Here is a 20350-nt window from a genome sequence, read left to right on the forward strand (position 1 = left end):
GCCTGGGACTGCCACACCCCCGTAAGTTCCCAGCCCCACAACTCCCAAGCCCCGAGCAATCCTCAAGCCACCTCGGTAATCCCCACCGTCGGAAAGAAAAAGCAAGACCGCCCCCCATTGTCAGCAGTCCCGAAAACAGCAGCCAACACAGTCCCCCGCCCAGTATCAACAGGCACCGCCCGCACACCCCCCACCGGAACAGCCGCGAACAGAAATTCCCGAATAGCAGTCTCCGCGAGCGGACGCAGCTCACCAGGAACCTCAGCAGGCACCATCGCCCGCACAATGTCAGCAATCGACCCCATCGAAGCCATCCCCCCACGCCCCGTACTGATATTGAGCCACGCCACCTGCATCCCCGAGGTCTTGGTACCCGCGGTATCAGGAGCGAGCCCATAGGGCAGGAACGTGAACAACGTCTGCCCGGATTTCACAGCGGACAGGTCGAGCCCCGGAATCGGCAGCGTATTCGTCGGCCACGGCCCCGGCACCGCTCCCGCGACCGCCGGAACGAGCCCAGCACCATCACCGCTACAGCTCGCCGCCACCGTCGGATACAGAAATGGCTGGATACCCATGGCTTTCAGCGTCTCGACCACCGTCTGATAGGCACTGAGCAGATCCCCCGGCCCCGCCGTGGGCGTAACCCCGGATGCGTCGCGGGTGACAGCGGGCGTCACCGGCACGGCCGGTTCGGCAACCACCGACGGCGCCGCGAGTAGAAGCGCGGCGGCGCACACCGTCGACGCGATCAGCGTGGTGGAACGACGCGGCATGTTCACGACAAACTCCTCATCGACGCAGAGGAGCCCGACGCTACCGCGTGCGAGGGAAGAATCCGGACAGGTGAAGTAACCAGCCGTTCGGCGCGTCGCAATCTCACAGCGAATCCGTCGACCCCCCGGTTCACGGATCCCTACCACGCGGAACCGGGGCAATTGTGCCCGTGCGCGCGACCGGTTCCAAGCCCTGCGCTCACGGTGATTTCTACCGTTGCGCGCACTTGTGCCGGTGCCACATGCTGATTCAGCTCAGGCCCCGAAGGCCGGAGCGCAACCATCCAGAGCGACCGAGAGACCTGGCTCTACGACGTCGCAGCAACCCGCCCTCGTCGAGGGTGTGGGTGCTTCTGCCGGGTTCGATGGAGGAGATTTTCGTGCTGATCGTGGGCTACCGCCGGCGACATATCGACCAGTGCCGAGTGACCGCGACGGCATGTCGAACCCGATCGCTGCCAGATCGCGAACCCGTCGCTGGCCGGGTGGAGGTCGATGTGCCTCGTTTCACTGTTTTTCCGAAGGACTCCCATGACCGCGTCTGCCGTATCCGGCGCCGAGACCGCGCCCACACCACCCGGCGACGTGCTCCCCGTTGCGCCCGCGTCCGCTGACGAGCTTCCCCGGATCACCGGGTCATGGCACCCGTGGCGGTGGGTCATCGCGGCGATCGCGCTGCTGGTGGTGGCCCAGTTCGCGCACGGCCTGATCACCAATCCGGGTTGGGACTGGGGCACATTCGCCCAGTACTTCACCGCGAAGTCGGTGCTGGCGGCGCTGCGGGTGACCCTCGAATTGACCCTGTGGGGCACCGTCCTCGGTTTCGTGCTGGGCACTCTGCTGGCGATCGGGCGGGTGTCGAACAACCCCGTGTTGCGGGTGATCGCCTGGACCTACATCTGGGCTTTCCGTTCGATCCCGCTGATCGTGCAGCTGCTGTTCTGGTTCAACATCGCCTACCTGTATCCCCGCCTGTCCGTGGGCATTCCGTTCGGTCCCGGCTTCTACGAGTTCGATGTCAACGGTGTGATCAGCGGTTTCACCGCGGCGGTGATCGGGCTGGCCCTGCATCAGGCGGCGTATTCGGCCGAGCTGATCCGGGCGGGTCTGCTCGCCGTCGACGACGGTCAGCTCGAAGCGGCGGCGGCGCTGGGCATTCCGCGCTGGCGTCAGTTCCGCACGATCGTGTTGCCGCAGGCGATGCGGTCGATTCTGCCGAACGCGGCCAATGAGGTGATCAGTCTGTTCAAGGGCACCTCGATCGTGTCGGTGATGGCGATCGCCGAGCTGTTCTACCAGGTGCAGGTGATCTTCGGCCGCAACGGCCGGGTGGTGCCGCTGCTGATGGTGGCCACGGTCTGGTACATCGTGCTCACCACCGCGCTGTCGATCGTCCAGTTCTACATCGAACGCCATTACGCCAAGGGCGCGCAGCGTGAGTTGCCGCCGACACCGTGGCAGCGGGTACGCGCCAAGGTCGCCGAGATCGCCGTCGCACCCCGAGGAGCCACCCGATGACCGCCGCGGTGCAGGCACGAGGAATCCGCAAGTCCTACCACGGCACCGAGGTGTTACGTGGGATCGATCTGGCGGTGCGGACCGGCGAGGTCGTCGCGCTGATCGGCCCGTCCGGGTCGGGCAAGTCCACGCTGCTGCGGGTGCTCAACCACCTCGAGGCCCAGGACGCGGGCACCGTGCACATCGACGGTGAGCTCATCGGCTACCGGCAGCGCGGCAACACCCTGCGCCCGCTGCCCGACCACGCGGTGCGCGCCCAGCGCAGCCATATCGGTTTCGTGTTCCAGCAGTTCAACCTGTTCCCGCATCTCACGGCGCTGGAGAACGTCGTCCTCGCCCCGGTCTCGGCGCAGCGCCGCCCGCGCGCCGAGGTGATCGCCGAGGCGAGACAACTACTCGAACGGGTCGGCCTCGCCGATTTCGCCGATGCCTACCCGCGTCGGCTCTCGGGCGGCCAGCAGCAGCGGGTCGCCATCGCGCGGGCCCTTGCCCTGAAGCCGCGCCTGATCCTGTTCGACGAGCCCACCTCGGCGCTCGACCCGGAACTGGTCGGCGAGGTGCTGGCGGTGATCCGCGATCTCGCCCACGGCGGCACCGCGCTGGTGATCGTCACCCACGAGATCGGGTTCGCCCGTGAGGTCGCCGACACGGTGGTCTTCCTCGACGAGGGGCTGATCGTCGAACAGGGCGAAGCCGCCGCCGTTCTCGACCACCCCGAACATCCACGCACGCAGGCATTCCTGTCGCGCGTGCGCTGAGTATCCCTTCCCACGAACAGGTTTCGACACAGATGAAGCTCTCCACACTGATCGGTATCATCTCGGCGGCCACGCTGTTGACGGCAGGCTGCACCGCCGAGCCCGAGGCCGCCGACACCGTGCAGGCCGGCGCGGTCACCTACGACCTGTCCCCTGGCCAGCAGAGCAGGGTGCGGGCCGCCAAGGTCGCCGCGATCGCCGCCGAGGTGCCCCAGGCCATCCGCGACCGCGGCACGCTGGTGGTGACCGGTCCCGCCGGTTCCGTGCCGCCGCTGCGGTTCTACGCCACCGATGACCGGACCGTGGTCGGCTCCGAGGTCGACTTCGCCACCCTGGTGGCCGACATCCTCGGCCTCAAGCTCGACATCCAGGTGGCGGACTGGTCGCAGAACTTCGTGCGGGTGGATTCCGGCGAGGTGGACGCGTTCATCTCGAACGTGACCGTCACCGAGGAGCGCAAGGAGAAGTACGACTTCGCCACCTACCGCACCGACACTGTCGCCCTCGAGGTCCCCAAGGACAGCACGCTCACCTACACCGACCGCAAGAGCCTGGCGGGCAAGCGGATCGGGATCGGCGCGGGCACCAATCAGGAACAGCTGCTGGTGAGCTGGAACGAGAAGAATGTCGCCGAGGGCCTGCCCCCGGTCGATATCGCCTACTACCAGCAGAGCACCGACTACTACCTGGCGCTGGCCTCCAAGCGCATCGACGGCTACATCGGCCCGAACCCCGCGGCCGTCTATCACTCCGCGACCAGCGACGGCAAGATCATCGCCACCTTCTCCGGCGCGGGCGAGCAGCTGCAGGGCGAGATCGCGGCGCTCACCAAGAAGAACAACGGCCTGATCGGCCCGATCCACAAGGCGCTGCAGCACGCGATCGCCGACGGCAGCTACCAGAAGGTCCTCGACCGCTGGGGCCTGGCTTCGGAGAAGGTCACCGAGTCGCGGATCAACCCGCCCGGTCTGCCGAAGAAGCCCGCCGCATGAAGTTCCTGCTGATGACGCTGATCACCCGGGTGCCCGACCCGGTCACCGGCGTGGTCCCGACGACGCGTGATCGTCTGCACGAGGTGGTCGAACAGGCCAGGCGCGCAGAGGAACTCGGCTACGACGGGTTCGCTGTCGGTGAGCGGCACGAGGATCCGTTCCTGTCGGCCGCTCCCCCGGTGGTGTTGAGCCATATCGCGGCTCTCACCTCGCGGATCAGCCTGTTCACCGCGGTCACCACGCTGAGTCTGCTCGATCCGGTGCGCGCGTTCGAGGACTACTCCACGCTGGACAACCTGTCCGAGGGCAGGCTCGAGCTGATCATCGGCAAGGGCAACGGCGCGGCGCAGGCCCAGCTCTATCACGTCACCACCGAGGATCAGTGGGCGCGCAATCGGGAGGGGTACGAGCTGTTCCGGGCGCTGTGGGACAGCGAGGAAGTGACGTGGTCGGGACAGTTCCGGCCCTCGCTCACCGCGGCCAAGGCGTTGCCCCGACCGTTGCAGCCCCGGGTGCGGATCTGGCACGGGAGCGCGACGAGCCTGGAGTCGGTGGAACTGGCCGCGCGCCACGGTGATCCGGTGTTCTCGGCGAATGTCACCAACCCGATCGAGCCGTATGCCGCGCTGATCCGCCACTACCGCGAACAGTGGGCGCACCACGGTCACGACCCGGCCGACGCGCTGGTCGGCGCGGGCACGGCGGGTTTCCACGTCGCGCGGACCTCGCAGGAGGCCGTCGAGGCATTCCGCCCGCTGTTCGAGGCACGGACCTCGCTGCAGCGCAAGGTCGGCAATCCGGTCGTGTTCGAGACCATCGAAGACTTCGTCACCCGCTCGTCGGCGCTGGTCGGCAGCCCAGAGCAGGTGATCGACAAGGTCGGCCGCTATCACGAACAGTTCGGCCACGAGGTGATCCACCTGTCGGCCGAACGTGACGGTCGCACCGAATCCGCGTACCTGGGCAGTCTCGAGCTGTTCCAGGCCGAGGTGGCGCCCGAGTTGCGCCGCCGCATTCCCAGTCGTCCTCTGGCCGTTGGCCGTCAATTCTCTGGAGTTCTCTCGTGATCCGACATCGTCTCGCCGCTCTCGCAGGCGTACTCGCCGCCGCTACCACGGTGGTCGCGTGCGGCGGCGACACCGGGAGCTCCGGCTCGCAGGCCGGTCCCCCACAGCCGGGCGGCACGTTGCGCTATGGGCTCTCGGGTGCGCCGACCTGCTCGGACCCCGCGCAGTCGGGCACCAACCAGACCATCTACGTGGCCCGCCAGATCGTCGACTCACTGACCGATCAGGACCCGAAGACCGGCGCGATCACCCCGTGGCTGGCCAAGAGCTGGGAGGTCAGTCCCGACGCCAAGGTGTTCACCTTCAAGCTCGCCGACGGGGTCACCTTCAGCGACGGCACCGCGCTCACCGCCGACTCGGTGCGCGATACCTTCGACACAATCATCAAACTCGGTGCCGCGAAGGCTCAGCTGGGAGCCAGCTACCTCACCGGCTACGTCGCAACGACGGCGGTCGACAAGCTCACCGCCCGGGTCGAGTTCAATCAGCCCAACGCCCAGTTCCTGCAGGCGTCCTCGACCCCGCAGCTGGGTATCCTGGCCGCGGCCACCAACGCCAAACCGGCCGAGGCGCGGTGCGCCGGTGACAACATCGGCAGCGGCCCGTTCACCTATGCCGCCTACAAGCAGGACACCTCGGTGACCCTGGCCAAACGTGTCGGATACAACTGGGGCTCCGCGGTTTTCGGCCATCAGGGCGAGGCGTACCTGGATCGGATCGAATTCACCGTCGTCCCCGAATCGGGTGTGCGCACCGGCAGCCTGGCGTCGGGCCAGCTGGACGCGGTCAGCGACGCGCTGCCCCAGGACGCGCCGCAGATCGAGGCGACCGGCGGACGGATCCTGTCGACATCCAACCCCGGCACTCCGTTCGGCTTGCAGCTCAACGTGACTCGTGGCCCACTGCGTGATCCCGCGGTCCGGCAGGCACTGCTGCCCGCGATCGATCGCAAGCAGCTCGTCGAGACCGTCCTCGGTCCGCAGTTCAAGCCGGCCACCTCCAGCCTGGCGTCGGCGACCCCGGCGTACCTGGATCAGTCGGCCCGGGTCACCTACGATCCGGCCAAGGCCAAGTCGATCCTGGATCAGGCGGGCTGGGCGCCCGGCCCCGACGGAGTGCGAGCCAAGAACGGTGAGCGACTGAGCTTCGCGGTGACGTTCAGCCAGGTATTCGCCGGCAATCAGGCGATTCTGGAGCTGGTGCAGCAGCAATTGCGCCAGATCGGCGTGGACCTGAAGCTCGATCTCGTCTCCACCCCGGAGGCCATCGCCCGGCAGAACGCGAAGGACATGGACGCCGGTTACGGCAACTCCACCCGCGCCGACGGCGACATCCTGCGCACCTCGTTCGGCCTGGCCGGACGCAATCTCAACGCGCGTGGCCCGATCCCCGAGTTCGACGCGACCCTCGATCGCCAGCTCGCCACCAACGATCCCGCCGCCAGGAAGGAACTGCTCGCGACCGCGCAGCGGCAGGTGCTCGACAACGGGCTCTACATCCCCACGATCGAGCTGTCCCAGGCGATCGGCGCCGCCGGGCACACCCAGGATCTGAAGTTCGAGGCCTCGGCGCGACTGCAGTTCTTCGACACCTGGTTGAGCGGGCACTGAGATGAGTGGGCTGGTCGGGGGTCTGCGGCGAGTCGGCGCGAGCGAGCGCGCGGACTTCGCGCGCTACGTGGGTTCGCGTGTACTCCAGGCGATCTGGGTGCTGTGGGCGGCGTTCACGATCTCGTTCGTGGTGCTCTACCTGCTGCCGACGGATCCGATCTCGATGATGGCCGACAGCGGGGGCACCGGCGTTCCGGTGGACAAGGCGGCGATCGCCGAGTTGCAGGCTCGCTACGGCTTGGACAAGCCGCTGTGGGAGCAATATGTGACCGCGCTGGGCAATGCCGTCACCGGAGATCTCGGGCGGTCCATCAACACCGGTCAGCCGGTGACCGAAGCCCTCGGTGACGCCATCCCGCCGACCCTCGGACTGTCCGCTCTCGCACTGCTTTTCGCGATCATCGGCGGCACGATCCTCGCGTTCGCCGCCACCTACACGCGGCGGCCCTGGCTCCGCAATACGCTGAGTGCGCTACCGCCGCTCGGTGTTTCGGTGCCGACGTTCTGGACCGGCCTGCTGCTGTTGCAGCTGTTCTCGTTCCGGCTGCACTGGTTCCCCGCCTTCGGCGGGACCGGGCTGCGCGGGACCTTGTTGCCCGCGCTGACGCTGGCGCTGCCGATCGGGGCGGTGCTCGCCCAGGTCCTCGCCGCCGGACTCGAACAGACCTGGCGGCAGCCGTTCACCGATGTGGCGCTGGCCAAGGGGGCGTCGCGCTGGTGGGTGCAGCGTCGCCACATCGCCCGGCTGGCGAGTGTGCCCGCGTTCACCATCGCGGGTGTGCTGGTCGGCTCGATGCTGGCCGGGTCGGTGGTGGTGGAGTCGGTGTTCGCCCGCGCGGGCGTGGGCCGACTCACCCAGACCTCCGTCCTCAACCAGGACATTCCGGTGGTCCAGGGCGTGGTCCTGCTGTCGGCGCTGATCTTCGTGGCCGTGAATCTGGCGGTCGATCTGCTCTATCCGCTCCTCGATCCGCGCATCACCGGGACGCGGCGCAGCCGTGCCGTGCCGATCGAGAGCGTCCCCGCCGAAGCCGTGTCGATCGCCGGGACATCCGGCGACTCGGACGGTTCGAACACCGAAAGGAGTGAACGTGGTTGACATTCTCGTGCGCCGCGCGGCGCCGACCGCGAGGCCCGCATCGGTGACCGAGCACGGCGTCGAGCGCGGACACCGAACCGCCCGATGGGCCCGCGCGCACCTGGGCCTGCTGGTGTCGGGGATAGTGCTCGCCGTCGCGGTCGGCTGGGCGGTGGCGCCCTCGGTGTTCGCCTCCGGCGATCCGCTGACCGGGGTTCCCGCGCAGAAGTTCCAGGCGCCCAGCGCGGCGCACTGGTTCGGCACCGACAATCTCGGGCGCGACCTGTACACGCGGATGGTGCACGGCGCGGGGCTCTCGCTCACCGCCACGCTCACCGCGGTCGGGATCGCGTTGGTGGTCGGGTCGGCGCTCGGGCTGCTGTCGGGCGCCTCGGGCGGCATCGTCGACACCGCGATCATGCGGGTCGTGGATGTGCTGCTGTCCATTCCGTCGCTGCTGCTGGCGTTGGCGCTGGTCACCGCGCTCGGCTTCGGTACCCGCAATGTGGCGATCGCGGTCGGCGTCTCGCTGATCGCGAACTTCGCCAGGGTGATGCGCTCGGAGGTGCTGCGGGTGCGGCACGCGCCCTATGTCGAGGCCGCGCACGCATCCGGCGTGCGCTGGTACGCGGTGCTGGTTCGCCACGTTCTCCCCAACGCCTTCCAGCCGGTCCTGGCACTGGCCGCGGTCGAGTTCGGCGTGGCCGTACTGGCCGTGTCCTCGCTCAGCTTCCTCGGCTACGGCACCAAACCGCCCACTCCCGAATGGGGTTCGCTGATCTCGGAGGGCCGCAATTTCCTGGCGTCGGCCTGGTGGCTCACCACGCTGCCCGGCCTGGTCATCATCGCCGTGGTGTTGTCGGCCCAGCGGCTGGGCCGATTCGTGGGAAGGACCGAAACACGATGAGCGAGAAGACGAACGGGACGCCGAACCGGAGTTCGGCCGCGGCGGACCGCGCGTTGCTGACGGTGCGGGACCTGCGGATCGCGTATCGGACCGGTACGGGATCGTCGGTGCCGGCGCTGCGTGGCGTGTCGATCGAGGTCGCGCGCGGCGAGGTCGTCGCCCTCGTCGGCGAATCGGGCTCGGGCAAGTCGACGTTGGCGCACGCGGTGATCGGGCTGCTCGGCGACTCGGCGAGTATCGTCGCGGGCACGATCGAATTCGCCGGTGAGCCGGTCGATCCGGGCGACGAGAAGGCATTGCGGCGGCTGCGCGGGGCGCGGGTGGGCTTCGTGCCGCAGGATCCCGGCCTCTCGCTCAATCCGGTACTGCGGGTCGGTGATCAGGTGGCGGAGGCGCTGCTGGTGCATCGGCTGGCCGATCGCCGTGGCGCGGCGATCCAGGCCCTCGAGCTCCTGGAGGAAGTCGGGCTGGATCAGCCACGGGTGCGGGCGCGCCAGTATCCGCACGAACTGTCCGGCGGGCAGCGCCAGCGCGTGCTGATCGCGATCGCGCTGGCCTGCGGGCCCGAACTGATCATCGCGGACGAGCCGACGAGCGCGCTCGACGCGACGGTGGCCCGGCAGGTGCTCGACCGGCTCGCCGAGCGGATCGCAGCACGCGGCACGGCGGTACTGCTGATCACCCACGACCTGGCCGTCGCCGCGGAACGAGCCGATCGGCTGGTGGTTCTCGAACAGGGCGAGGTCGTCGAATCCGGCACTACCGCACAGGTGCTGACCCAGCCGACCCAGCCGTACACGCGCCGCCTGCTCGCCGCCTCGCCTGCCCTCTCGCCCACCGAATTCCGGCCACCGCGCCCCAGGGCGCAGACACCGTTGCTCTCGGTGCACGCGCTGCACAAGCGCTTCCACGCGGGATCGGGGTCCATCACCGCCGTCGACGATGTGCAGTTCAGTCTCGATCGCGGCGAAACGCTGGCGCTGGTCGGCGAATCCGGTTCCGGCAAGTCGACGACGGCGCGCATCGCGCTGCGACTCACCGACGCCGACAGCGGGACGGTGACCTTCGACGGCCACGACCTCACCAGCGCCCGCCGAACCCGCCTGCGCACGCTGCGCCGACGCTTCCAGGTGGTGTACCAGAACCCGTACTCCTCGCTGGATCCGCGCTGGGAAGTGGCCGACATCATCGCCGAACCGCTGCGCGCCTACGGGATCGGCAATCGCGCCGAGCGGGTCGCGCAGCTCCTCGAACAGGTCGCGCTACCGGCGGATTTCACCGCGCGCAGGCCCGCGGAACTGTCGGGCGGTCAACGCCAGCGCGTGGCGATCGCCCGCGCGCTGGCCCTGCACCCCGACCTGCTGGTGCTCGACGAACCGGTCTCGGCGCTCGACGCCTCGGTGCAGGCGCAGATCCTCGACCTGCTCGACACGCTGCAGCACGAACTCTCCCTCGGCTACCTGTTCATCTCCCACGACCTGGCCGTGGTGCGCCGGATCAGCGACCGGGTCGCGGTGATGCGCCACGGTCGCGTCGTCGAGACCGGGCCTACCGCGACCCTGTTCACCGATCCGCGACACCCGTACACGCGCGAGCTGCTCGCGGCGATCCCCACGCCGGGCGTCCGGATCGATCCCCTCGACGGAAAGGACCTCACCCGATGAGCAAGCCCAGACTGTTCCTCGGCATCGAAACGGTCGGCACCGGAACGCATCCCGCGTCCTGGCGGCGCGCCGATTCCGGCGCCGAAGACCTGTTCACCGCCCACTACTGGACAGCTGTGGTCTCCTCGGCCGAGGAAAGCGGATTCGACGCCGTCTTCCTGCCCGACTCGTTCGCCGTCCAGTCCGGTGGCGCGGCCGTGACCCGAGGCAGGCTCGACGCCGTCGCGATCGCCGCCCGCGCCGCCCCGCTGACCAGCCGGGTCGGCCTGATCCCGCAGGTCTCGGTCACCCATACCGAACCGTTCCACACGTCCAAGGCCGTGAGCGCGCTCGACTTCGCGAGCCTGGGCCGGGCGGGCTGGGAAGTGACCGTATCCACCACCGATGCCGAAGCGAAAGCGTTCGGGCGCAAGGAGAGTCAAGGCCCGAAGTCGCTGTGGCACGAGGCCGACGAAGCGATCGAGGTCGTGACCCGGCTGTGGGACAGCTGGGAGGACGGCGCCGAGATCCGCGACGTGCCCACCGGCCGGTTCATCGACCGTGACCGCCTGCACTACATCGACTTCGCCGGCGACAACTTCTCGGTCAAAGGCCCCGCGATCACCCCGCGTTCGCCCCAGGGTCAGCCGATCGTCACGGTCCGTGCCGAGGGCCCCGAGTCGACCGAGGTCGCTGTCCGCCGCGCCGACCTCATCCGGATCGACGCCCCCGACCTCCCCACCGCCGCCGCGCACCGCGAGGCTTTGCGCGCGGCGATCGCCACCGAGGGTCGCGATCCCGACACCGTGGCGATCCTGCTAAATCTGGCTGTCCACCTTGCTGATTCGACAGACACGGCCTGGTCCGGGGTGCACGAGCTCGAGCGCTGGGCACCGGATCACCCGCCGCTCGGTCCCGATCGCTTCCACCATGTCGGAACCGCCGCCGCCCTCGACGATCTGCTCGCCGAGATCACCCGCGCCGACGCCGTCGACGGCGTAGTCCTGCGACCGCTGGCCCTGCGCGCGTCGCTGATCGAACTCACCACCCACCGGACCGCCCTCGCGCCCACCGCGACGACCCTGCGTGAGCGCCTCGGACTTGCCCGTCCCCTCAGCCGATACGCCACGACAGGAGCAGCGCGGTGACCTCGAAGCCACGCAAGCAAGTCCACCTCGCCGCGCATTTCCCCGGCGTCAACAACACCACCGTCTGGGCCGATCCGGCGTCGAAATCGCAGGTCGATTTCGAGTCCTTCGAGCATCTGGCGCGCACCGCCGAACGTGGCCTCTTCGACTTCTTCTTCCTGGCCGAGGGGCTGCGGCTGCGCGAGCATCGCGGGCACATCCACGACCTGGATGTGGTCGGCAGGCCGGACACCTTCACCGTGCTCAACGCGGTGGCGGCGGTGACCGAGCGGCTCGGCCTGGCCGGCACCATCAACAGCACCTACAACGAACCGTTCGAGGTGGCCAAGCAGTTCGCCTCGCTCGATCACCTCTCCGGCGGTCGGGCCGCGTGGAACGTGGTCACCTCCTCCGACGCGTTCACCGGCGAGAACTTCCGGCGCGGCGGCTACCTCGAACACGGTGAGCGGTATCGGCGAGCCGAACAGGTGGTCGCCGCGACCAGGGCGCTGTGGGACAGCTGGCCCACCGACTCGCTGGTGATCGATCGGGAGCGGGGGATCTTCGCTCACGAGGTCCCCGAAACCGCTTTCCGGAGTTCACAATTCGACTTCACGGCGCCGTTCGTCGTGCCGCCGAGCCCGCAGGGGCATCCGGTGTTGTTGCAGGCGGGCGATTCCGACGAAGGCCGCGAGTTCGGTGCGAAGAGCGCCGACGCGATCTTCACCGGACACGGCACCCTCGAGGCGGGCCAGAAGTTCTACGCCGATATCAAAGGTCGACTGGCGAAATACGGTCGCGCGCACAGTGATCTGCTGGTGTTGCCCGCGGCCACCTTCGTGCTCGGCGATTCCGCGGCGCACGCGCACGAGCGGGCCCGTGAGATCCGCCTCCAGCAGGTGAGCCCGCAGACCGCGATCGCCTTCCTCGAACAGGTGTGGGGCCGTGACCTCTCCGGCTACGACCCCGACGGGCCGCTGCCCGATGTCGAGCCCGACGCCGCCGCCGAGATCACCCGTGGCCGGGTTCGGCACACGAAAGATCCACTGGCCGTGGCGAACGCCTGGCGTGCGCAAGCCGAGGCGGGCAACCTCAGCATCCGCGAACTCATCATCGAGGTCACCGCCCGCCAGCAGTTCATCGGCACCCCCGCCCAGGTCGCCGAGCAGATCGACCACTACGTGCAGTCCGACGCGGCCGACGGGTTCATCCTCGTCCCGCACCTGACACCCGCCGGGCTCGACGAGTTCGTCGACACCGTGGTCCCCGAACTGCAGGAACGCGGCAGCTTCCGCACCGAGTACACCGGCACCACCCTGCGCGACCATCTCGGTCTGCGTCACCCCCACCACCCCACCGTCGCCGAAGGAGCACGCGCGTCATGACGATCACCGTCGAGAACCCGACCCCCACCACGACATTCACCGACGACTGGTCGCGCTGGCACCACGCCCGCGAGGACGCCCTGCGCGATCCGCTCGGCTGGCTCAGCCTGGCGGGCCTGCACTGGCTCACCGACAGCCCCGAGCGTCTCGACGGCATCCCCGGCACCTGGTGGGTCACCGACGAGAAGGTGTTCATCACCGCGCAGCCCGCCGACCGGCTCGATGTGGACGGCGAGCGAATCGGCGGCGTGCAGATCGTGAAGCCGGTGGAAGGCGCGCCGGGGGTCAGCGTGTTCAACGAGGCGAAGATCTTCGAGGTGATCCGGCGCTCCGGGCAGTACGCGGTGCGCGTGCACGATCCGGCCACGCCGACGCTGACCGCGTTCACCGGGGTCAAGGCCTACCCGGTCGACCCGCGCTGGGTCGTCACCGGGCGTTTCACCGCCTTCGAGGACGCCCGCACCGTCACCACCGGCGCCGTGGTCGACGGGCTCGAGCACCACCACAGCGCCGCGGGAATCATCGAGTTCCGCGTCGGCGACAGCGACGAGACGCTGCTCGCCTTCGGCACTCCCGACAACCTGAAGGTGCTGTTCACTGACGCCACCAGCGGCATCACCACCTACCCGGCCGCTAGATCGCTGGCGATCGGTGCGGTCGAGGCCGACGGGACCGTCACCCTCGACTTCAACCGGGCCGTGAACCTGCCCTGCGCGTTCACCGACTTCGCCACCTGCCCTGTCGCGCCGGCCGAGAACCGGCTGCGCGTGGCGATCGAAGCGGGAGAACAGGATCCGAAACTATGAGCGTCGGGCTGTCGATTCTCGATCTGTCACCGATCAGCGAAGGGTCGAGTGCGGCACAGGCATTGCGCAATACCGTCGACCTGGCGCGGCACGCCGAGCAGTGGGGGTATCGGCGATTCTGGCTGGCCGAACACCATTTCGTGTCGGTGGCGAGTTCGTCGTCGCTGACGCTGCTCGGGTTGGTCGCCGCGGCGACCTCGCGTATCCGGGTGGGGACCGGTGCGGTGCAGGTGGGCCATCACACGTCGGCCTCGATCGTGGAGGCCTTCGGCACCGTCGACGCGCTGTATCCGGGACGACTCGACCTGGGTCTGGGCCGGTCGGGCCATCGACGCAGCCAGTTCGGTGCCTCGGCGACGACCACCAAGGGCGGGCACCCGGTGCTGGACACGGTCACCGGGCGGACCGAGGTGCGTGACGGTGTCGTGGTGCCGCCGCCGTTCGATCCACGCCGGGTCACCGACCGCTCGAGGTTCCTCGCCTCGGTCGAGGCGCTGCAACAGCCCGGTGCGCAGGCGCTGGACTTCGCCGACCAGGTGGCCGAGGTTCAGGCGCTGCTCGAGGGCCGCTACTTCACCGGCAGCGGTGTCGAACTGCACGCCGTTCCCGGCGAGGGGATCGACACCGAGCTCTGGCTGTTCGGCAGTTCGGCGGGCGAGAGCGCGGAGCTGGCGGGCAAGTCGGGGTTGCCGTTCGCGGCGGCCTACCATGTCGCGCCGGGATCGGCACTGGACGCGGTCGCGGCGTATCGGGCGGCGTTCCGGCCGTCGGAGCAGCTGGCCGAACCGTATGTCATCGTCTCGGCCGACGTCGTCGCCGCCGCCGACGACAACACCGCGCGCCACCACGCGAGCACCTACGGGCATTGGGTCCACAGCATCCGCAGCGGCGGCGCGGCCGAATACCCCGACCCCGCGACGACGTCCCCGCTCACCTCGGATCAGCACCGCCTCGTCGAGGACCGGCTGGCCTCCCAGATCGTCGGATCACCCACCACCGTGGTCGAGCGGCTCGAGGCTCTCCAACGGGTCACCGGCGCAGACGAATTGCTCATCACCACCATCACCCACGACCACGCCGACCGGCTCGAGTCACACCGCCTGCTGGCCGAGGCGTGGGAATCGCGCACCGCCCGCGCCGCCTGACCACGCCGCGCCCCGAGGGCGCCCCGCACCGTCGACTCGACCTCGGGGCGCCCTTCGGCTGTCCGAGGTCCATCGCCTGTCCCGACGGTGTCCCAGCCCTACCCGCCGATCTCCGCGACACCGGCAGCCGCGCTGAAGACGCCCCTGACCTGCGCCAGGATTCAGGTGCCGTTCATCACCGCAAGCACATCCGGTGCGGCGAAGAAGCGGGTACGGGCTCGAGTTACTTCGACGAGAATCCCCGCCTCCACCAGTTTCTCGACATTCAAGGTGGCGGAACGGTGGGTGACGTCGAGTGCCTTCATCGCGTTCGCGATGCCGATGATCGGGGAACGGAACAGCTCGTCGATCAGGATCGGGAGTAGGCCCGACGAACGGGCTCTCGCCACGCGCAGCCTGAGTTCGGTTCGCAGCGCGTCCAGGCGCACGGCGCGGGCCAGGCTGTCGCGGGCCTGCTCCTCGATGACCTCGAGAAAGAAGTCGAACCAGCCGAGCCAGTCACCTTCGGTCGAAACACGCAGCAAGCCTTCGTAATACCGGTCTCGACGCGGCTCGATATAGGCCGAGAGGTCGAGCAAGGGGCCCGGCAGCAACTGCCACTCGACCAGGAGCATCACCACGAGCAACCGGCCGATGCGGCCGTTGCCGTCGATGAACGGGTGGATCGCCTCGAACTGATAGTGCACCGCGGCGATCGCCAACAGCGGCGGCAGCTCTCCGTCGGCGTGCAGGAACTTCTCGAAGGCATCCAGACCTTGCCACAGGGATTCCGGCGGCGGCGGAACGTATTTCGCCGTGTCGATGGTAGAGCCGGGCGGTCCGATCCAATTCTGGCTGCGCCGGAATTCACCGGGCGTGGCGTAGTCCCCACGCACGCCGGTCATCAGAATTCGATGCGCTTCGCGCAGGAGCGACAAACTCAACGGCAAGCGCCTGCCGGGATCGAGGACATGATCCATCGCGCTCATGTAGTTGAACACTTCCTGGACGTCGCCCCGAGGCCGCGCGGGCCGCTCGACCTCGTACATCGCCACGTCCGATAGCGACGCGACGATGCCCTCGATCCGGCTCGACAAAACGGCCTCGCGGCGCACCAGTGCCCGGCCGAACAGTTCGGGACTCGGCAGTCCGCGCCCGAGACCGGCCAGCTCACCGACCGCCCGATCCGCACTGGACAGTCTGCGGACAAGTTTCGGCGACATCTGAACGATCGGCGGCAACGGCGGCGGCGAGAATGCGCGGTAACCATTGTCCGCACGCACGACATTGGCCTGCTGAGCGGCGCAGAAGTCTTCCAGAAGCATCCGCTCAACCCCTCACGACGGCATCCAGTGATACTTTTCGACTGAAAAGTATCACTAATGAAGGGTAATGGTACTTAAGTAGCACTACCAACCGCTTGTGCTACTTTTCGGACAAAAAGTAGCACAAGGTAGGGCGGATCTACGCGCTGAGCGGGGCCGCCGATACGCCGTAGCCGAGGTTGGTGAGGACTTCGCTGGTGGCCTTGGCGAAGTTCAAGGTGATGAAGTGCAGGCAGGGGGCGCCTTCGTCGGTGAGGCGCTGGGCCATTTCGGTGGCGATCTGGATGCCTTCGGCGCGCACGGCGGCGCGGTCTTCTTCCGGGCCGGTGCCCGCGGCGCGGGTGAGCCGGGCCACGACGTCGGCGGGGACGGGGCGGCCGCTGAGTTCCTCGGCGCGCGCGACCGTGCGCAAGGAGGTGATGGGCATCAGCTCGGGGATGATCGGCTTGGCGCCCTCGATGGGGTCCATGGCGATCACCCGGTCGCGCAGACGCAGGTAGTGCTCGACGTCGAAGAACATCTGGGTGATCGAGTACTCCGCGCCCGCACGCAGTTTCGCCGCCAGGTGGCGGGTGTCGTGGTCGAGGTCGGGCGAGCGATGGTGGCCCTGGGGGAACGAGGCGACACCCACGTGGAAGTCACCGAGGTCGCGCACGATGCGGACCAGTTCCTCGGCGTATTCGACGCCGCCGGGGTGCTTGGCCCATTCACCCAACGGGTCACCGGGCGGGTCGCCGCGCAGGACCAGCACATTGCAGATGCCGGAGTCGGCATAGGAGCCGATCAGGGAGCGCAGTTCGGCGATGCTGTGCCCGACCGCGGTGAGGTGGGCGACCGGGAGCAGGGTGGTTTCCTGCGCGAGTTCACCGGTGATGCGCACGGTGCGGTCGCGGGTGGAACCGCCCGCGCCGTAGGTCATCGACACGAAGGCGGGATGCAGGCGTTCGAACTCGCGGACCGCGCGCCACAGCCGGGCCTCGCCCGCTTCGTCGCGCGGCGGGTTGAACTCCACCGAGAACGGCACGCCGTTACCCGAATGGGTGCGCAGACTCTGCACCACCGAGGGGGTGTTCGAGACGATCGACGGCCGCTGGGCGGGTCGATCTGGGGTCGAACTTCCCCGTCCATTGTCGAAATCCACCGGCTCAGTCTAGAGGGAGGCGATGACGCCGCGGCACCGACTGGAAAACCGGCAGCCGAACACCGGACGATCCGTCGAGGCCGGTAGGCGTGCCACACCCGAACCCGGGGTGTGGGCTGCGTCGCAGCGACCCTGTGCGCCGAGGGCGCGCCCGGCGTGCCCGCGTATCGTTCGAGACAACGCTGGTGACCGCACCACCGAGTGCCCAACCGGTCCCACTGTTCGCCCACTTCGCCCCTGGAGGCCGCCCTGTCCGCCGGAATCGGTACCCCGCTATCCCGGTTCGGCGCCGACGCGCTGGCCCCGGTCGATCTCGTCGCGCTGACCCCGGGCACGCCGGCCTTCGTCGCCGCTGTCGAACAGGTGCTGACCAGCTTCTTCGCCACCCGTCGCGAGATCGTCGAGCCGCTGGGGCCCGTCTTCCTCGACGCGGTCGAATCGCTGGGCCAGTTCGTCGTGCGCGGAGGCAAGCGCACGCGACCGGGATTCGCGTGGACCGGCTGGCTGGGGGCAGGCGGCGATCCCGCCGGGCCCGATGCCGCCGCGGTGCTGACCGCCTGTTCGGCGCTGGAATTGGTGCAGGCGTGCGCTCTCGTGCACGACGACATCATCGACTCCTCGCGCACCCGGCGCGGGTTCCCGACCGTGCATATCGAGTTCGAGGATCGCCATGCCGCGGCGGGCTGGCCCGGCGACGGCGCCGCGTACGGCTCGGCGGTCGCGATTCTGATCGGCGATCTCGCGCTGGCCTGGGCCGATGACCTGGTGCACGAGGCCGGGTTGAGCCCGCGGGCGCTGGCCCGGTTCGCGCCGGTGTGGGCGCGGATGCGGACCGAGGTGCTCGGCGGGCAACTCCTCGACATCAACGGCGAGGCGGGCGCCGACGAATCGGTCGAGGCCGCGCTGCGGATCAACCGGTACAAGACCGCCGCGTACACGATCGAACGGCCTTTGCATCTGGGCGCGGCGCTGGCGGGCGCCGACGAGGCGCTGGTGGACGCGCTGCGGGTCTATGGAACCGATGTGGGCATCGCGTTCCAGCTGCGCGACGACCTGCTCGGCGTGTTCGGCGACCCGGCGGTGACCGGGAAGCCGTCGGGCGATGACCTGCGCGAAGGCAAGCGGACCGTGTTGATCGCCGAGGCGCTGCGCCGCGCCGATCCGGCCGCGGCCGCCCTGATCCGGACCGGCCTCGGCACGGACCTCGACGATGCCGCCGTCGACCGGCTGCGCACGGTACTCACCGAACTGGGCGCGGTCGACGAGGTGGAGCGCCGGATCACCGAACTCACCGATACCGGACTCGCCGCGATCGCGACCAGTTCCGCGACGCCGCAGGCCAAGCAGTTGCTCCACGCCATGGCGCTGGCCGCCACTCGCCGCGCGGCCTGATAGGAAAAGTGTTGTGGGACAAGCGAATCATGTCGTCGTAGTCGGAGCGGGCCTGGCCGGGCTCGCGGCCGCGCTGCACCTGCGGGGTGCGGGTCGCGAGGTGACGGTGCTGGAACGGGCCGATCACCCGGGCGGCCGGGTGGGTCGATACCGCTTCGACGACTACGAGATCGACAGCGGCGCAACGGTTCTCACTCTTCCCGAGTTGATCGACGACGCGCTGGCCGCCGTCGGGCACACCAGGGACAGTGTCGATCTCCGCATCCACCGGCTCAGCCCCGCTTATCACGCACGCTTCGCCGACGGCAGCGACATCCGCGTCTTCGACGACGCCGACCGGATGGCCGCCGAGGTCGAAAGTACCTGTGGGCCCGCCGAAGCGCGCAACTACCGCAGACTGCGCGACTGGCTCGGTCGTGTCTACGAGGCCGAATTCGACGAATTCATGAACGCCGATTTCGATTCGCCGCTCGATATGGTGCGCACGCCGCGCTCGCGGGCCGCGCTCGTCGCGCTGGCCGGACTCGGCGGCTTCGGCAGACTCGGACCCCGCGTGCGGTCCTATCTGCGCGACGAGCGACTGACCAGGCTGTTCACCTTCCAATCCTTGTACGCGGGCATGTCGCCGGACGACGCGCTGGCGGTCTACGGCGCGATCCCGAACATGGACACCTGCATGGGCGTCTACTTCCCCGAAGGCGGAATGCGCGCGATCACGGCGGCACTCGCCGCGGCGTTCACGGCCGCCGGTGGTCGACTGGTACTGAATGCCGAGGTCGACGGCATCGACTATCGACGCAGCGCGGGGTCCGACCGGATCTCGACCGGACGCGGCCGCCAGGCAGCGCGACACGCCGAAGCCGTGCGCACCGCCGACGGGCGCGCCTACCCCTGCGACGCGGTGGTCCTCACCGCCGACATCGGCTCGCTGCCGACGTTCGGCCTGCGTCATCGTCGCGGCCTGCGCGCCTCGCCGTCGGCCGTCGTCGCCCACGGCACCATCCCCACCGAGGTCACCGCGCACTGGCCCGTGCGGGCCCATCACACCATCGAGTTCGGCGCCGCCTGGGCACAGACCTTCGCCGAGATCGCCGCGCGCGCGGGCCGCGGCAGGCTCATGAGCGATCCGTCGCTGCTGCTCACCCGGCCCGCGCTCACCGACGCCGACCAGTTCATCGACCGGGCGGGCAGACGCTTCGAACCGCTGTCGGTGCTCGCGCCCTGCCCCAATCTGACCGCCGCCCCGCTCGACTGGGACCGACTCGCCCCGGCCTACCTGCGCGAGCTGCTCGCGGTGCTGGAACAGCGCGGCTACACCGGCATCGCCGAACATTTCGTAGTCGACCGTCTCGACACGCCCGCCACGTGGGCCGCCGCGGGCATGATCGCGGGCACGCCGTTCTCCCTCGCGCACGTATTCCGGCAAACCGGGCCGTTCCGCCCACGCAATCTGCCAAGGGGCGTGGACAACGTCGTTCTCGCAGGTTGCGGCACCACTCCGGGGGTCGGTGTGCCCACCACACTGCTGTCGGGAAAGCTGGCCGCGGCGCGAATCACCGGCAGCCGGGCACACGCCGGTACCGACCACCGGGTTAGTGTTCCCACTTGAAGCCGTAAACTGACGGCCGACTTATCAGCTCGCGGTTGCGACCGCCGACCATCCGGGGGGACCGACCGAACATGCCGCCCTCCGAGACGACC

Annotated in this window: 17 protein-coding genes and 1 riboswitch; of the genes, 14 read left to right on the forward strand and 3 right to left on the reverse strand. The window is 68.9% G+C overall.

From position 1 onward, the window contains the following. Positions 1-62: 62 nt before the first annotated feature. Entirely contained in the window at positions 63-776 is a 714-nt protein-coding gene (locus tag NA12_RS29700; RefSeq protein WP_067458955.1) for a hypothetical protein, read from the reverse strand. Between the two features lie 277 nt (positions 777-1053). Continuing rightward, a riboswitch (SAM riboswitch) is annotated at positions 1054-1148 on the forward strand. 159 nt (positions 1149-1307) lie between these two features. Between NA12_RS29700 and NA12_RS29705 the strand changes: the two genes are divergently transcribed. The 12 genes from NA12_RS29705 to NA12_RS29760 all read left to right on the forward strand — a co-directional run bounded on the left by NA12_RS29705 (position 1308) and on the right by NA12_RS29760 (position 14812). Continuing rightward, on the forward strand, positions 1308-2294 hold the full coding sequence (locus NA12_RS29705) for an amino acid ABC transporter permease (protein ID WP_084473212.1): 987 nt from the start codon (positions 1308-1310) through the stop codon (positions 2292-2294). Continuing rightward, positions 2291-3052 carry an amino acid ABC transporter ATP-binding protein gene (locus tag NA12_RS29710; protein WP_067458960.1) on the forward strand — a complete coding sequence of 254 codons (762 nt, stop codon included), beginning with the start codon at positions 2291-2293 and terminating at the stop codon, positions 3050-3052. The genes NA12_RS29705 and NA12_RS29710 overlap by 4 nt, the downstream gene beginning before the upstream one ends. 32 nt (positions 3053-3084) lie before the next feature. Continuing rightward, positions 3085-4044, forward strand: coding sequence for an ABC transporter substrate-binding protein (locus tag NA12_RS29715; RefSeq protein WP_067458963.1), 960 nt, complete (start codon positions 3085-3087; stop codon positions 4042-4044). Further along, positions 4041-5111: an LLM class flavin-dependent oxidoreductase gene (locus NA12_RS29720; RefSeq protein ID WP_067458966.1), complete on the forward strand. Its 1071-nt coding sequence runs from the start codon at positions 4041-4043 to the stop codon at positions 5109-5111. Before NA12_RS29715 ends, NA12_RS29720 begins: the two co-directional genes overlap by 4 nt. Then, entirely contained in the window at positions 5108-6721 is a 1614-nt protein-coding gene (locus NA12_RS29725) for an ABC transporter substrate-binding protein (protein WP_132370300.1), read from the forward strand. Before NA12_RS29720 ends, NA12_RS29725 begins: the two co-directional genes overlap by 4 nt. A 1-nt stretch (position 6722) precedes the next feature. Continuing rightward, positions 6723-7820 carry an ABC transporter permease gene (locus tag NA12_RS29730; RefSeq protein WP_067458972.1) on the forward strand — a complete coding sequence of 366 codons (1098 nt, stop codon included), beginning with the start codon at positions 6723-6725 and terminating at the stop codon, positions 7818-7820. A 100-nt stretch (positions 7821-7920) separates the two neighbouring features. After that, positions 7921-8706 carry an ABC transporter permease gene (locus NA12_RS29735; RefSeq protein WP_243655142.1) on the forward strand — a complete coding sequence of 262 codons (786 nt, stop codon included), beginning with the start codon at positions 7921-7923 and terminating at the stop codon, positions 8704-8706. After that, positions 8703-10370, forward strand: coding sequence for a dipeptide ABC transporter ATP-binding protein (locus NA12_RS29740; RefSeq protein WP_067458975.1), 1668 nt, complete (start codon positions 8703-8705; stop codon positions 10368-10370). Before NA12_RS29735 ends, NA12_RS29740 begins: the two co-directional genes overlap by 4 nt. After that, on the forward strand, positions 10367-11497 hold the full coding sequence (locus NA12_RS29745; protein WP_067458978.1) for an LLM class flavin-dependent oxidoreductase: 1131 nt from the start codon (positions 10367-10369) through the stop codon (positions 11495-11497). The genes NA12_RS29740 and NA12_RS29745 overlap by 4 nt, the downstream gene beginning before the upstream one ends. Then, the gene (locus tag NA12_RS29750) at positions 11494-12861 is read left to right on the forward strand and encodes an NtaA/DmoA family FMN-dependent monooxygenase (RefSeq protein ID WP_067458980.1); all 1368 of its coding nucleotides are present in this window, start codon (positions 11494-11496) and stop codon (positions 12859-12861) included. The genes NA12_RS29745 and NA12_RS29750 overlap by 4 nt, the downstream gene beginning before the upstream one ends. Then, the gene (locus tag NA12_RS29755; protein ID WP_067458983.1) at positions 12858-13667 is read left to right on the forward strand and encodes a DUF1684 domain-containing protein; all 810 of its coding nucleotides are present in this window, start codon (positions 12858-12860) and stop codon (positions 13665-13667) included. Before NA12_RS29750 ends, NA12_RS29755 begins: the two co-directional genes overlap by 4 nt. Continuing rightward, the gene (locus NA12_RS29760; protein ID WP_067458986.1) at positions 13664-14812 is read left to right on the forward strand and encodes an LLM class flavin-dependent oxidoreductase; all 1149 of its coding nucleotides are present in this window, start codon (positions 13664-13666) and stop codon (positions 14810-14812) included. The genes NA12_RS29755 and NA12_RS29760 overlap by 4 nt, the downstream gene beginning before the upstream one ends. 161 nt (positions 14813-14973) lie before the next feature. Here the strand turns inward: NA12_RS29760 and NA12_RS29765 are convergent, their stop codons facing one another. Beyond that, a complete protein-coding gene (locus tag NA12_RS29765; RefSeq protein WP_067458989.1) occupies positions 14974-16116 on the reverse strand; it encodes a Fic family protein in 1143 nt (380 codons plus the stop codon). 139 nt (positions 16117-16255) lie between these two features. Continuing rightward, positions 16256-17257: a methylenetetrahydrofolate reductase gene (locus NA12_RS29770; protein WP_371856033.1), complete on the reverse strand. Its 1002-nt coding sequence runs from the start codon at positions 17255-17257 to the stop codon at positions 16256-16258. A gap of 237 nt (positions 17258-17494) precedes the next feature. Between NA12_RS29770 and NA12_RS29775 the strand changes: the two genes are divergently transcribed. Together NA12_RS29775 and crtI are read left to right on the forward strand one after the other, a co-directional pair. Then, complete coding sequence (locus NA12_RS29775) at positions 17495-18649, forward strand: polyprenyl synthetase family protein (RefSeq protein WP_084473220.1); 1155 nt, start codon at positions 17495-17497, stop codon at positions 18647-18649. Positions 18650-18662: 13 nt separating this feature from the next. Further along, positions 18663-20258 (forward strand): phytoene desaturase family protein, encoded by a 1596-nt coding sequence (crtI, locus tag NA12_RS29780; RefSeq protein ID WP_067458992.1) that lies wholly within the window; start codon positions 18663-18665, stop codon positions 20256-20258. Positions 20259-20350: the final 92 nt, after the last annotated feature.

The organism is Nocardia alba NBRC 108234 (genome assembly GCF_001612665.1).
GTDB lineage: Bacteria > Actinomycetota > Actinomycetes > Mycobacteriales > Mycobacteriaceae > Nocardia > Nocardia alba.